We start from the raw sequence: 13,796 nt of genomic DNA, 5'->3' as shown, positions 1-13,796 counted from the left end.
CCGGGGCTCGATGCGTGGCCGCACGATGTACGTCGTCCCGTTCTGCATGGGCCCGCTCTCGGCGGAGAAACCCATGCTGGGCGTGGAGATCACCGACTCCGAGTATGTCGTCGTTTCGATGAAGATCATGACTCGGATGGGCACGAAGGTGCTGCCGAAATTCCTTGACGAGGACGGCAACGAGCAGGACTTCGTGCCAGCGCTGCACTCGCTGGGCGCGCCGCTGGACGACGGCGAGGCTGACGTGCCGTGGCCGTGCAACGAGACCAAGTACATCAGCCAATTCCCGGAGACGCGGGAGATCTGGAGCTACGGCTCGGGCTACGGCGGGAACGCCTTGCTGGGCAAGAAGTGCTACTCGCTGCGGATCGCGTCGGTGATCGGCCGGGACGAGGGCTGGCTGGCCGAGCACATGCTGATCCTGAAGTTGATCTCGCCGGAGAACAAGGTCTACTACGTGGCCGCGGCGTTCCCGAGCGCGTGCGGCAAGACCAACCTGGCCATGCTGGAGCCGACGATTCCGGGCTGGCGGGTCGAGACGCTCGGCGACGACATCGCCTGGATGCGGTTCGGCGAGGACGGCCGGCTCTACGCGGTGAACCCGGAGTTCGGCTTCTTCGGCGTGGCGCCGGGCACCGATTACCACACCAACCCCAACGCGATGCGCACCATCGCCAAGGGCAACTCGTTGTTCACCAACGTCGCGCTGACCGACGACGGGGACATCTGGTGGGAGGGCATGGGCGAGCCGCCAGCGCACCTGACCTCGTGGAAGAAGCGGGACTGGACCCCGGACGCCGATGAGCCGTCCTCGCATCCGAACTCCCGCTACTGCACCCCGATGGCGCAGTGCCCGATCTTGGCTCCGGAGTGGGACGACCCGAAGGGCGTGCCGATCTCGGCGATCTTCTTCGGCGGCCGGCGTGCCACCACGATCCCGCTGGTCACCGAGTCGCGCGACTGGCAGCACGGCACGTTCATGGGCGCCACGCTGTCGTCGGAGACCACGGCCGCGGCCAAGGGCAAGGTCGGCGTCGTGCGCCGCGACCCGATGGCGATGCTGCCGTTCATCGGCTACCACGCCGGTGACTACTTCCAGCACTGGATCGACACCGGCAAGCGGGCCGACGCCACCAAGCTGCCGAAGATCTTCTACGTGAACTGGTTCCGGCGCGACGAGGACAAGAACTTCCTGTGGCCTGGCTTCGGGGAGAACTCCCGCGTGCTGAAGTGGGCCATCGAGCGCCTCGAGGGCAAGGCGGCGGCCAAGGAGACCCCGATCGGCTACGTGCCGACCGCGGCCGACCTGGACCTGTCCGGCCTGGACGCGTCGAGCGCGGAGATCGAGGCCGCGCTGAAGGTCGACGTCACCGAGTGGAAGGCCGAGGTGCCGCTCATCGAGGAGTGGTTCGCCAAGATCGGCGAGAAGCTGCCGACGGTGCTGCGTGCGGAGCTCGAGGTGCTCAAGCAGCGCCTGGGCTGACCTGCCGTTTCGACGATCGCGGAGATCACTCGAAAGAGTGGTCTCCGCGATTTTCTGCAAGTTGCATCATGGCCGTAAGGTGGCGACGTCTGCACTGTCAGTAGCGCCAGCAACGTGGAGGTCGGGCCATGTGCGAGACCGACAAGTGCGACAAGTGGGTGTGGCAGCTGTCCCGCTACGACTCGCGGGTACACGCGTTCGCCAGCGACGAGCGCCCCGCGAGCTTCGTGGAGGCGGCGTGCAGCCACAGCGTGCCGATCGACAAGATCACCAGATCGCACACCGGCCCACGCTGCATCGCGTGTCTGCTGATCGTGGGCGATCACCTGGCCGAGCACCACCGGATGGGTGCAGGCTGTTAGCCCTCGCCAGCGTTGTCCACAACCTGTGGACAGAGCTGTGCACAGCCCCTGGGGGCGGGCGGCCAGCAGAACCCGTAGCCAACGCCCTGGCAATGAGCCGGACATGTCGCGTTCACCCAGTGGCGACTTCGTTGTCCACAGCGACGCCGGTATCCGCTGGTGACCGTTCGTGATCTTCGGTGTCACCCGCTCCGCCGGCTCACGCACCGGTCGAGCTGCCGCTCCAGGAACCGCCGGTTGGGCTCGGACGTGGGCCGCCGGATCGCCTCCCGGTAGTGCTCGGCGGCGGTGTCCGGCCGCCCGGCCCGCAACCACAGGGCACCCAGGGCGGCGGGCAGCAGGTGGTAGTCCCGCAGCGCCGGCTCCTGCGCGAGCCGCTCGAGCTCGCCGAGGTCCAGGTGCCCGGCCATGGCCGCCGCGATGGCCCGGTTGAGCGCGACCACCGGTGACCTCTTCGTCCGGAGCAGCTCGTCGTACAGCGAGAGCACGCGTGGCCAGTCGGTGCTCCCGACATCGGCCGCCATGACGTGGCACAACGCGATGGCCGCCTCGACGTGATAGCTCGACCGCTCGTTCCCCACGCACGAGCCGGCGAACACCCGCGTCCCCTCGGCGATCATGTCCTGGTCCCACTTGTCCCGGTCCTGGTCGGCGAGCAGCAGGACGTCGCCGTCCTCGTCGGTCCGCGCGCCCAGCCGGCTCGCCTGCAGCAGCATCAACGCGAGCAACGCCCGCGCCCGCGGCAGGTCCGTCCGACCGTTCACACAGAGCAGCCGGCACAGCCGGACGGCCTCCGCGCACAGCTCGCGCCGGACCGCGCTGTCCCCCTCGGCCGCGTCGTACCCGGCGTTGAACAGTAGGTACAGCACGGAAAGCACACTGTCCACACGGGCCTCGAGGTCCGCCGCGGGCACCTCGACGGGGACCCGCTCGGCCTCGTCCCGCAGCCACCGCTTGGCCCGCACGAGCCGCTGCGCCACGGCGGCAGGCTTCGCGAGGAGCGCGGCCGCGATCTCCCCGATGCCCAGCCCGCCAACGGTCTTGAGCGTCAACACGACCTGCGAGGCGACGGGAAGCGCGGGATGGCAACAAAGGAACACGAGCGCGAGCTCGTCGTCGGTCCCGCTGTCCGCGTCGCAGGCCTCCCCCGTCGCCAGCAACGGCAGCTTGTTCCGGACGACCTCGTCGTGCCGGACGAGATCGAGCGCGGTGTTGCGGGCGACGAGGAAGAGCCACCCGGCGGGATTGTCCGGCACACCGGAGAAAGGCCACCGCTGCAAGGCCCGCAGCAACGCCTCCTGAACCGCCTCCTCGGCGACATCGATGCGCCCCGCCCCCAGCACCCGGGTCAACGTGGCGACGATCCGCCCCGCGCTCTGCCGGAACAACCCCTCCACGACGCCGCGGGCCTGCTCGTCCATCGCACCCCTCCGCCGGCCGCGGCGGCCTCCCCGGTCTCCGGGAGGCCGCCGCGCCGGTTCAGTCCTCGCAGCCCTGCTGGCCGATCTTGCGGACCTCGATGGACCCGAACTCCAGGTGCGGGTGGCTCGAGAAGATCTTCTCCGCCTCGTCGAGGTCGCCGGCCTCGATCGCGATGTACCCGCCGAGGATCTCGGTGCCCTCGACGAACGGCCCGTCGGTGACGTCGAGCCCGCCACCACCCCGCCGGACCACGCGCCCGCGCCGGGACAGCCCGCCACCCGTCGGCGGGTTGCCCGCCTTCTCCAGATCCTCACTCCACGCGATGTACCGCTCGAGCGTGCGCTGCGCCTCGTCCGGGCTCAGGTGAGTCTGCGCGTCCTCGGTCCCGCGCAGGAACCCCACGAAGTTGGCCATGCCGTCCCTCCTCGCTGTCGTAGGCGTTCCCTAGACGGGCATCCCACCCGAGAATCGACACAACGAACCTGCCATGTGCACGGTCACCCTGAATTTCGGCTGAGAACACAGGAAAAGGGACACTTCCGACCCGGCCGAACACGTTGACACCGGTAGGAGGGCCACCACGGCCCACCACGGAGGAGTTCGACATGAGCCTCATCGGAGCCCTGCTCGGGTACGCCCTGACGGCGTTCATCCTGCTGATGATCGCCCGGATGATCCTGGACTGGACGAGACTGGTGACCACCGGTCCCTGGTGGGTGAGCCGCGCCCGCGCGATCACCCAGCGCTGGACCGAGCCCGTGATCGCCCCGGTGCGCCGGGTGCTGCCCCCGCTGCGCGCCGGCGGGGTCGGGATCGACCTGGCGTTCACCGCGGTGTTCATCCTGGCCCTGATCCTTCGCTCGGTCGCGTTCAGCCTGTGACCGCCGGGCCGGACCCGATGCGGTCCAGCTCGGCCACCGCGTCGGCGGGCAGGTGAAGGTCCGCGGCGGCGATGTTCTCGCGGAGATGGTCCCGCGACGAGGTGCCGGGGATCAGCGCGATCGCCGGTGAGCGTTGCAGGAGCCAGGCCAGCGCCACCTGCTGTGTCGAGGTCCCGAGGCGGGCGGCCACCGAGGCCAGCTCGTCGGCCTGCAACGGGGTGAAGCCGCCGAGCGGGAAGAACGGCACGTACGCGATGTTCTCCCGCGCGCACCGCTCGACCAGTTCGTCGTCCTGGCGGTTGGCGAGGTTGTACAGGTTCTGGACGGTCACCACCGGCGCGATCGACTGCGCCGCGGTGAGCTGCGCGGACGAGACAGCGCTGAGGCCCAGGTGCCGGATCAGCCCCTGCTGCCGAAGCTCGGCCAGGACCTCGAACTCGTCGGTGATCGACGCGTCCGGCACGGTGTCGAGGGCGCTGGTCCGCAGGTTCACCACATCCAGCGTGTCCACCCCGAGATGGGTGAGGTTGTCGTGCACGGCGTCGATGAGTTCCCGCCGCCCGAGCGCGGGGATCCACGCGCCGTCCGCGCCGCGCCGGGCACCGACCTTGGTGACGATGCGCAGCGCGTCGGGGTATGGCCGCAGCGCCTCCCTGATCAGCTCGTTCACCACCACCGGCCCGTAGAAGTCGCTGGTGTCGAGGTGGGTCACGCCGAGCTCGACGGCTGCCCGCAGCACCGCGATCGCCTCGTCGCGGTCCCGCGGCGGACCGAACACGTTGGGTCCGGCCAGCTGCATCGCCCCGTACCCCATGCGGGTGATCGTCAGGTCGTCGGCGAGGGTCAGGGTCCCGCCGGAAATCGTGGTCGCCATGCCTCCATCATCGTCCGCACCGCAGGAGCCGGGTACGTCCCGCGCATCCTGGGACCCGCGGAACGCGCAGCCCGAGACGGAGTCCGACCTGGCCCTGCTGGGCTCCGCAGTACCGTGGGGGCCGTGGCCGAGGATGTGAGCAGGTTCCCCGTCGTCGAGCTCGACGAGCTTCCCGCCGACCTGCGGGAGCGGGTGGGCGAGATCGCCGACAAGTCCGGGTTCGTGCCGAACGTCTTCCGTGCGCTCGGGCACCGGCCCGCTGAGCTGCGGGCCTTCCTCGACTATCACGACGCCGTCATGGAGCGGGACTCCGGACTCAGCAAGGCCGAGCGCGAGCTGGTCGTCGTGGCGACGTCCGGGGCCAACAGCTGCACCTACTGCGTCGTCGCGCACGGGGCCGTCCTGCGCATTCGCGCCAAGGACCCGCAGCTCGCCGACCGGGTCGCCACCAACCCGTGGACGGTCGAGCTCACCGAGCGGCAGCGGGCCGTCGTCGACCTGGCGCTCGCGCTCGCCGTGGACCCGGCCACCTTCAGCGGCGACGACCTCGAGGCGGCCCGCGACGCGGGCCTCACCGACGAGGAGATCTGGGACGTCGGCGCCATCACCGCGCTCTTCGCGCTCTCCAACCGGATCGCGCACCTCACCGCGCTGCGCCCGAACGACGAGTTCTACCTGATGGGCCGCCTCCCCCGCGGTTAGAGCGCGAGCCGCCACGTCTGCCCGGTGAGCCGGTGCCCGAACCGGTCCGACGTGTCCTCCTCCACCAGCTCGAACCCCGCCCGCTCGTAGATCCGCCGCGCGGGTGCCAGGACCGAGACCGTCCACAGCTCGATCGACCGGTAGCCGGCCTCGCGCGCGAACCGGACGCACTCGTCGACCAGCACCGACCCGACGCCCGCGCCCCGCGCGCCCGGCTCGACGTGCAGCAGCCGCAGCTTGGCGGTCGTGTCGTCCTTGCGGACGCAGAAGATCGCGCCGACCCGCTCACCGTGCAGCTCGGCGACCCACGCCGCCTCGCGCACGGGGTCGTGCTTGTCCAGGTAGCCCGCGACGATCTGCGCGACCAGCGCCTCGTAGGAGGAGTCCCAGCCGTGCTCCTGCGCGTAGAGCGCGCCGTTGCGCTCGATCACCCAGCCGTGGTCGCCGGCCGCGGGCGCGCGCAACCGCACCTCCGGCCGGGCGTCGGCGCCGGCCAGCCGCCGACGGATCATGTCCATCGCGTCGACCAGGCGCTGCTGCTCCTCGTCGCTGAGGTCGCCGAGCAGCGCGCGTGTCTGGGCGACCGACTTCGTGTCGAGCACGCGGAACGTGTCCTGCCCCTTGGTCGTCAGCCGGATCAGCTGCCGCCGGGCGTCGGACGTGGACCGCTCCCGGCGGACCAGCCCGCCTTCTTCGAAGCGTCCCAGCAGCCGGCTCAGGTACCCGGCGTCCAACCCGATGACCCGGCGCAGGTCGGCCACCTCGGTCTCCTCGCGCTGCCCCAGCTCGAACAAGACCCTTGCCTCAGTCAATGAATAGGGTGTGCTCAGCAGGTGTCCGTTGAGCGCGCCGAGGAACTTCGTGTAGCTGCGGTTGAACGCACGAACGGCCGAGATGCGCTCGACCGGCACATCAGTGGGCATCGACGGCGCCTCGTTTCCCGTGAAACAATTACTTGACTGAGGCAACCATACGTCTCAAAGCTGGCGGAACGCCAGCGCCGCGGCCCCGAACAACCCGGCCGACGTTCCCAGCTCGGCCGGCACCACCCGCAACCCCGCGAGATACGAGAGCCCCGCGTGCTCGGCAAGCGCCTCCCGCACCGGCGCGAACAGCAACTCCCCGGCCTGAGCCACCCCACCCCCGACGACCACGAGCTCGAGATCGCACACCGCCGCAACGGCCACGATGGCCAACCCCAACGCCCGCCCACCCCGCCGAAACGCCGCCACGGCAACGGGATCCCCACCCGCGGCGGCAAGCGCAAGCCCCCGCCCCGACCCCACCTCGGCTCCGGCGACGCCCTGCCTGCCGGGCCCGCCCAGGACCGAGACGCGACGTCCGGTCGACGCGGCATGGCGCCGAGCCGGGTCCGGGGCGGCCACGGATTTCGTGCTCGCCGCGAGGTTCTGGCCCGCGTCCAGAACCACGTCGGCGGGCATCGGTGTCATGGTCCAGCCGTTGCGGTGGGCCCAGCGGACCATGCTCGGTCCGCTGGCCACGGTCTCCACGCAGCCTCGCCCGCCGCACGTGCACTCGTCGCCGCCGGCCGGCTCGGCGATCACGTGGCCTACGTGGCCCGAGTTGCCGCTTCGGCCGGCGAACGGGCGGCCGTTCAGCACCAGGCCGCCGCCCACGCCCGTCGACACGACCATGCCCAGCATCGAGTCGCTGCCCCGGCCCGCGCCGAGCCAGTGCTCGCCCAGCGCCATGCACTGGCCGTCGCCCGCCAACGCGATCGGCACGTCGGGCAGCAGTGCGCCGATCCGCGCGCGCAGCGGGAAGTCGCGCCACGTCGGGATGTTGATCGGGCTCACCGTGCCGGCCACGGCGTCCACCGGGCCCGCGCAGCTGAGCCCGGCCGCCGCCACCGGGCCGGGGCCGAGCTCCTCGGTCGCCGCCCGGACGGCCTCGAACACCGGTGGCGCGGTCGGCCGGACCGCGTGCCGCACCAGCCGGCCGGCGCGGTCGACCAGGCCGGCGGCGATCTTGGTGCCGCCGATGTCCACGGCCAGCACGAGGTCCGCCATCAGTGGCGGTGCGTGTTGTCGGGCTGCCCGGGATCGCCGGGATGCTCGAAGCCCGGCGCCAGCCGGACCTCCGCCACCGCGTGCCGGTCCAGCCACGCGGTGAACGCCCGCCGCCGCGCCGCGGCCAGCAACCGTCCGGCGATCTCGTCGCGCACCTCCTCGAACGGCCGCACCCGCCCCGGCCGCACCTCGACGACCTGCACCGTGTGCCACCCCAACGAGTCCCGCACCGGCCCGACCACCTCCCCGGGCGCAGCGGCGAACAGGGCCTCCTCGACCCGCCCGGCCAGCTCCCCGCGCCGCAGCGTCCGAAGTGGACGACCGGCCGGGTCGACCGGCGCGGCCGACGCGGCGATCGCGTGCCGCACCACCCGCCGCTCCGGCACCCGGAAACCCTCGGGGTTGGCGACGTAGTAGCGCCGCACCCGCTCCTCCTCGACCACGACGTCCGCGGTGACGGCCACGAACACCGCCCGCGCCACAGCACTTCGCGTCAACAGGTCCGCGGCAACGCTCCCCAACCCGAGCAACGCCGCCCGGTCCGGCGCCAGCTCGACCAGGTCGGGCCCATCGCCCAGCCCACGCGCCCGGGCCTCGGCCGCCACCAGCCGCTCCGCCACGAGCACCTGCACGAGCCACCGCCGCAGCTGCCGCCCCTCACCCGTCCCCACCCGCGGCAGGGTGGCCGCCACCGGGCCGGCCCGCAGCTCCGCCTCCAGAGCGTCCACATCGGACACGCCGATGGAACGGCCCGACACCCAGGCGACGACACCGTCCACAGTGGTCACGCCAGCACCTCCAGCGACACGGCCGGCGAGTACAGCAGGCGCCCCGCGCCGGCGACCCGGATCAGCGCCCACCACCGGCCGGCCGGCGACCACGGTGGCGCGGCGACGTCGAAGCCCAGCTCCACCTCGCCGTTCGCCGGCAGCTCGGCACCGACCGCGCGAGGGCCGGCCAGCTCCCACGTGCCCCACGGGCTGATCAGCGCCGCCTCGAGCGCGATCGGGCCGGACGCCGCCGACGCCACCCGCACCGTCAGCCGAGCCGTCGAACCCGCCCGCACCCGAACCGGCGCCGCGTCGCCGACCAGGCGGATCAACCCGTCGTCCGGCGGCGTGCCGACGGTCAGCACCGCCACGTCCTCCACCACCTGCCGCCAGCTCGGCGGCAGCGAACCGGCCGGCTCCAGCCGCGCGCGCACGGGGAACCGGCCGGCCACGGCATCCGACGGCGCGGTCACCATCACGTCGGTGACCAGGTGGCCTCCGGGCGGCAGGCCGAACGGGACGTCGGCAGGATCGGCCGTCCACCCGGGCGGCAGCACGAGCCGGACGAACCCCGGCAGCTCGGCGTCGGTGCAGTCCGACGCCACGGTCAGCCGCAGCGTCGTCGACCCGCCGGGCTCGACGTCGGCGAGCGCCGGCGACAGGTGCACCGCGAGCGGCAGCCCACCCAGCGGCGCCGGCCCGCGGTTGTGCAGCCAGTACTTCGCGTACAGCGGCTGGGCCGGCTCGGCCTCGGCACCGATCGCCGGACCATCCACAGTGGAGGAAGCCACGACGGGAGTCGCCAACACGGTCACCGCGTCGCAGCCGGCGACCTCCACGACGGCCCCGGCCAGCGGCGTGCCGCCTTCCTCCAGCAGGTTCGTCACCGCCAGGTCGGCCAGCTCGACAACGTCGGAGCTCAGCCGGGCCGACACCGGCTCACCGGTGTGCGCCACCAGGCGCACCGCCACCCGCGAACGCGGCGACGGCGCCTTCGCCGAACCCCGCACCAGCGGGTTGCCGGCCGCCTTCACCGCGGCCAGCCGAACCCGGTCGGCCGGCTCGGCCCGCAACAGCGACCCGGACGAGGGCAGCGATCCCGACGAGGGCAGCGATCCCGACGACGCGGCGACGACGGCGTGCAGGGGCCGGCTGAACTCGGCACTCACCGTGGCGATCCCGGCCGAACGCCAGTCACCCGAGCCGGCGGCCAGCGCGTACCGGAACTCGTGCGTCCAGTGCTGCAGCTGGAAGTTCGACCCGTCCGGCACCACCCGCCGCGGCGGGTCGACCCACACGCCCGACGGCCATCCCGTGCACGACCGCAGCAGCGACGCGTGCAGCGTCCCCTCCGAGTCCACCGCGAACCCCGGCAGCCCGCGGTTCAGCAACGCCACCGTCCGCCCCGCGTACGGCGGCTGGCCGGGATCCCCCGCGCCGACCTCGATCACGTGGTCCGCCAAGTCGTCCACAATGGACTCCACCAGCGCGGGCAGCTCCTCGCGCGAGGCGGACAGCACCAGGACGCCGAGCGCGCCGGCGTCCCGCAGGTCCGCGCTCGGCTGCCACACCTCGGTCAGCGGCTTGTCCGGCGTCACCCAGTGGACACCCGTCTCGGCACCCTCGAACACCGACGCGGTGAAACCGTTGATCTCGGCGTCCCCCAGGGTGATCCGCACGTCCGGCAGGTTGGAGTCCACGCCGAGGTCGCCGTAGCGCGCGCCCGTCGCCGACGAGACCGTCGAGGTCACCCCGGACCGGGCCAGCGCGACGGCGAGCGACCGGGCCAGCGGCGCGGCCTCGGCCAGCGACGGCACGATGATCTCGGCCACGCCGATCGGCCGCAGCGCCCCGTCGGCCAACCGCAGCGCCGCCGCCGAGGACAGGCCGAACCACGTGTGCGCCGGGTTGTCCAGCGTCCACGGGTGCTGCGCCGAGTCGACGTCGATGAGCCCGAAACCGCGCCCCACCACGGCGTTCCCGACCTCGCTCACCGGCAGCGCACCCGGCACCGGGCACGGCCAGCGCACCCGCAGCAGCTGGTCCGACCCGGTGAACTCGTCGACGGTCGTCGAGCAGTCGACCCGGTCCACGCCGTGCCACAGCGTGATCGTCTGCGTGTAGCGCACCGGCCCCACCGCACCGCGCACGCTCACCCGCTCGCCGAGCGGACCGCGGGTCACGGCAACCGCCGCCGCACCGGAGGCCGACGTCGCGACCGGACCCTTCGGCAGCAGGTGCCACGGCCCCTCGCCGAAGGTCGGATGGTCCGCGTACTCCTCGTACACCGCGAGCTCGTTGCCCACCCGCCCCTCGGCGATCAGCTCCCGGCCGCTCGCCAGCTCGACCAGGCTCGCCACGCCGCCGCCGCGCGCCGGATCGACCGTGACGCGGTAGCGGTCCGACGACGCGACCACGCCGTCGACCGGAACCCAGCCCTGACCGTCCGCTGTGGACGGTTCGAGTCGGTAGGCGCGCCAGCCCAGCGGCGGCACGTCGGCGGCGAGGAACGTGACCGAGTGTCCGTCGTGCTCGACGAGCGCGGGCAGCGTGGCGCCGGATGCGTCGAGCACCGCGACGCCGGCCACGGGCGTGGCAAGCCGCACCGTCACGAGGTCGGAACGGCTGTGGTTCAAGGAGTTCCACACGACCACCGGCACGCCGTCGCCCGGGAGCGGCGCGACCTGGGCGGACAGCACGGCAAGCGCCTGGTCGCGGACCTCGGCGGCGAGGTCGTGCGCGTCGCGCCAGCTTGTGACGAGGTCGAGGTACACCTGGTCGGACTCGGACCCGGTGATCCCGTCGTGGTGCGCGCCGTACGCGAGCTGCACCCACGCCTTCGCCAGCGCCGCGTCCGGGTAGGACGTGCCGGCGAGCAGCGTGGCGAACACCGCGAACGGCTCGGCCTCCAGCACCGCGGCCTCGGCGGCGCGCTGGGCCTGCTTGGTGTCGATGTAGGAGACGTCCTTGCCGGTGTAGATCGGGTTCATGTCCCGGGTCTGCGGAGTCGGCTCCTCCCCGCGCTCGGCGAGCTCGGCGCGGACGGCGGCGAAGAAGTCGCGTGGCAGCGAGCAGACGAACCGCGGCCACACGTAGCGCCGCGCCCAGTCGTGGTGCACCTCGGTGATCCACTTGTTCGGCGGCGTGTAGTCCCCGCCGACGGGCAGCAGCACCTCGCGCGTGGTGGCGACCTGCTTGAGCGCGCGGAACAGTGCGTACGCGGCCTCGCCTGCGGCCTCGATGCTCGGGGCGGAGTCCATGGCCCAGCCGGAGCCGTAGTGGTCGGTCATGTACGAGGTCAGCAGCCCGCGCCCGGACGGCGAGATCCACTCGAACTCGCTGGGGAACTGCATGCGCGTGGGGTCGCCGTTGCCGATCATCGGGCCCCACTGGTGGAACGGCCCGCGGGCCCAGGAGGTGGAGGTCAGGCCGGCGTCCGCGGCGAAGCCGGGGAACGCGGGGTCGTGGCCGAACGCGTCGAGCTGCCAGGCGGTGGCGGGGTCGCCGCCGAGCACGTCGCGCTGGAAGCCCATGCCGTGCACGAAGTTGCGGATCGTGGTCTCGGGGTCGGTGAGGTTGGTGTTCGGCTCGTTGTAGGCGCCGCCGAGGATCTCGACGCGGCCCTCGGCCATGAGCCGGCGCAGCACCTCGCGGTCCTCGGGGTAGGTGTCCCAGTAGGGCTTGAGGTAGTCGACCTCGGCGAGCACGAAGCGGTACGCGGGCTCGGCGAGCGCGAGGTCGAGGTGCGCGCGGACCAGGTCGAACCCGGCGAGCTGGCGGGCGCCGCGGTGCGAGCCGGGGAAGTCGAGCTGGTCCCACGCGACCGTGTACGCGGCCTGGGTGTTCCACCAGACGGGGTCGTAGTGGAAGTGGCTGACCAGGTGCATGGTCCAGCCGGGCTCGGCGACGACGAGCTCGAAGTCCAGCTCCACCCGGTCGGTGCCGGAGACGACGACCGCGCGGGTGGGAAGTCTGGTGCCTGGCGTGGCGCCCAGGGTGTCGACGCCGACCTCGACGCCGATCTGCCCCTGCACCACCACGTCGACGGGTGCCGGGGTGGAAACCCCCTGGCCCTCGACATGCACGCGAGCCGATCCGGCGCCGGCGAAGGACACCCGAACAACCTGAAGCGGAGCCTCAACCGTCCCGACGAACAGCTCGGTCGACTCCACGGACACAGCAGCCATGCCAGGCACTGTGCTTGCTTGATCACAGCGACACAACCGAGGACGCCAAGTTTGTCCGAAGCCGGTCAATCCCCAACCGCACCACCCTGGGTCAGATGAGCCCGAACCGTGGCACCAGTGGAAACCCCGCCCAACCGCACCAACCTGGGTGAGACGAGCCCGGACCGTGGGCACCAGGTGGAAACCCCGCCCAAACCGCACAACGCTGGGTCAGAACGACCTCGCACCGTGGGGGGCTCGGGGGCTCGGCCCCCCGGCACAAAAACGAAGGGGTGGGCGCGAAGACGCGAACGCGTCGAGCACCCAGCTGGAAACCCCGTAGTGCTGCCAGGTCGGGGGTCCGCCAGCACTACGGGGTCATTCGGTTCATCGTGGCCCACGTCTAGGGCGTTACACGGGCCCGAAAAAAGTTTCTGCGACTTATCGGATCATGGTCTGGCGCTGCGCCATGATCAGGATCTCGTCACGCATGCCCGGCGTCTTGGCCTGCGCGACGGCGCGGTCCACCGCCCGGCGATTGCGGGCCTCGACGCGGCGGGCTCGGAGCTTCGCGGCGATGTTCATGGGGTTCTGCATCTCCTTCTACGGCTTGGCTGGTTCCTCCAGCCACTGACCATTATGCTCCTTGTAACGCACAAACGCACCAGTTTATTCGGTGAAGCGGGACACAAGCCAACGATTCATCGGTGAACTAGCTCGTCCGCCGGACGTGTACGAACGGTCACCGAGGGTCGATGCAGGAGTATCCAGACGTCTAGCAAGATCGCTAGATGTCGTGAGAAAGCGGCAGAGGACGCTAAGGCCTGTCTCGTAGATCATCGTGTGAAGTCCTGCGCCGACCACCGGAACCTCAGGGGACCGTGACGGCACCCAGCCACCACCCACCCCGATACCCGCACCATTCGCCGGGACGCAACGCACACTGTCAATCCCGGGGAGGCGGACTAGTCCCAATGCCGGTGGGTTAGGTGGTTGTGGCTGGTCGGCGCCGGTGCCCGGTCTTGCTGGGAGGAGTGATGCCGACGGCTGAGTGAGGCGGTCTGCTGGCCTGGTGTCGCTGGCGATGCTGGGCCCTCTTGACCGGA

The 13,796-nt window shown here is 71.6% G+C and carries 12 protein-coding genes; 4 read left to right on the top strand and 8 right to left on the bottom strand.

What is annotated here, in order from left to right; genetic code table 11:
• Together VGD70_RS22400 and VGD70_RS22395 are read left to right on the top strand one after the other, a co-directional pair.
• A partial coding sequence (locus VGD70_RS22400) for a phosphoenolpyruvate carboxykinase (GTP) (protein WP_331084403.1) occupies positions 1-1,483 on the top strand: 1,483 nt, incomplete at its 5' end.
• A 128-nt stretch (positions 1,484-1,611) separates the two neighbouring features.
• The gene (locus tag VGD70_RS22395) at positions 1,612-1,845 is read left to right on the top strand and encodes a hypothetical protein (protein WP_331084401.1); all 234 of its coding nucleotides are present in this window, start codon (positions 1,612-1,614) and stop codon (positions 1,843-1,845) included.
• Positions 1,846-2,027: 182 nt separating this feature from the next.
• Here the strand turns inward: VGD70_RS22395 and VGD70_RS22390 are convergent, their stop codons facing one another.
• Both VGD70_RS22390 and VGD70_RS22385 read right to left on the bottom strand, forming a co-directional pair.
• Positions 2,028-3,266, bottom strand: a complete 1,239-nt coding sequence (locus tag VGD70_RS22390; RefSeq protein WP_331084399.1) for an RNA polymerase sigma factor — start codon at positions 3,264-3,266, stop codon at positions 2,028-2,030.
• 58 nt (positions 3,267-3,324) lie between these two features.
• A complete protein-coding gene (locus tag VGD70_RS22385) occupies positions 3,325-3,681 on the bottom strand; it encodes a YciI family protein (RefSeq protein WP_331084397.1) in 357 nt (118 codons plus the stop codon).
• Between the two features lie 191 nt (positions 3,682-3,872).
• Here VGD70_RS22385 and VGD70_RS22380 point away from each other — a divergent pair, with 191 nt between their 5' ends.
• Positions 3,873-4,148 (top strand): YggT family protein, encoded by a 276-nt coding sequence (locus VGD70_RS22380; protein ID WP_331084395.1) that lies wholly within the window; start codon positions 3,873-3,875, stop codon positions 4,146-4,148.
• Here the strand turns inward: VGD70_RS22380 and VGD70_RS22375 are convergent.
• On the bottom strand, positions 4,138-5,022 hold the full coding sequence (locus VGD70_RS22375; RefSeq protein WP_331084393.1) for an oxidoreductase: 885 nt from the start codon (positions 5,020-5,022) through the stop codon (positions 4,138-4,140). The genes VGD70_RS22380 and VGD70_RS22375 overlap by 11 nt on opposite strands.
• A 123-nt stretch (positions 5,023-5,145) precedes the next feature.
• On the opposite strand from VGD70_RS22375, the gene VGD70_RS22370 reads away from it, so the two are divergent.
• Positions 5,146-5,724 carry a peroxidase-related enzyme gene (locus VGD70_RS22370; protein WP_331084391.1) on the top strand — a complete coding sequence of 193 codons (579 nt, stop codon included), beginning with the start codon at positions 5,146-5,148 and terminating at the stop codon, positions 5,722-5,724.
• Here the strand turns inward: VGD70_RS22370 and VGD70_RS22365 are convergent.
• The 5 genes from VGD70_RS22365 to VGD70_RS22345 form a co-directional block, all read right to left on the bottom strand.
• Positions 5,721-6,647, bottom strand: a complete 927-nt coding sequence (locus VGD70_RS22365; protein ID WP_331084389.1) for a bifunctional helix-turn-helix transcriptional regulator/GNAT family N-acetyltransferase — start codon at positions 6,645-6,647, stop codon at positions 5,721-5,723. The two genes, VGD70_RS22370 and VGD70_RS22365, sit on opposite strands and share 4 nt — an antisense overlap.
• 54 nt (positions 6,648-6,701) lie before the next feature.
• A complete protein-coding gene (locus VGD70_RS22360) occupies positions 6,702-7,754 on the bottom strand; it encodes an ROK family protein (RefSeq protein WP_331084387.1) in 1,053 nt (350 codons plus the stop codon).
• Entirely contained in the window at positions 7,754-8,542 is a 789-nt protein-coding gene (locus tag VGD70_RS22355; RefSeq protein ID WP_331084385.1) for a peptidylprolyl isomerase, read from the bottom strand. Before VGD70_RS22355 ends, VGD70_RS22360 begins: the two co-directional genes overlap by 1 nt.
• Positions 8,539-12,711, bottom strand: a complete 4,173-nt coding sequence (locus VGD70_RS22350) for an NEW3 domain-containing protein (protein ID WP_331084383.1) — start codon at positions 12,709-12,711, stop codon at positions 8,539-8,541. Before VGD70_RS22350 ends, VGD70_RS22355 begins: the two co-directional genes overlap by 4 nt.
• A 420-nt stretch (positions 12,712-13,131) precedes the next feature.
• Complete coding sequence (locus VGD70_RS22345) at positions 13,132-13,275, bottom strand: hypothetical protein (protein ID WP_331084381.1); 144 nt, start codon at positions 13,273-13,275, stop codon at positions 13,132-13,134.
• Between the last annotated feature and the right edge of the window lie 521 nt (positions 13,276-13,796).

The sequence above is a fragment of the Actinophytocola sp. genome, from assembly GCF_036402745.1.
GTDB lineage: Bacteria > Actinomycetota > Actinomycetes > Mycobacteriales > Pseudonocardiaceae > Actinophytocola.
This window is presented reverse-complemented; position numbering and strand designations above follow the sequence as displayed.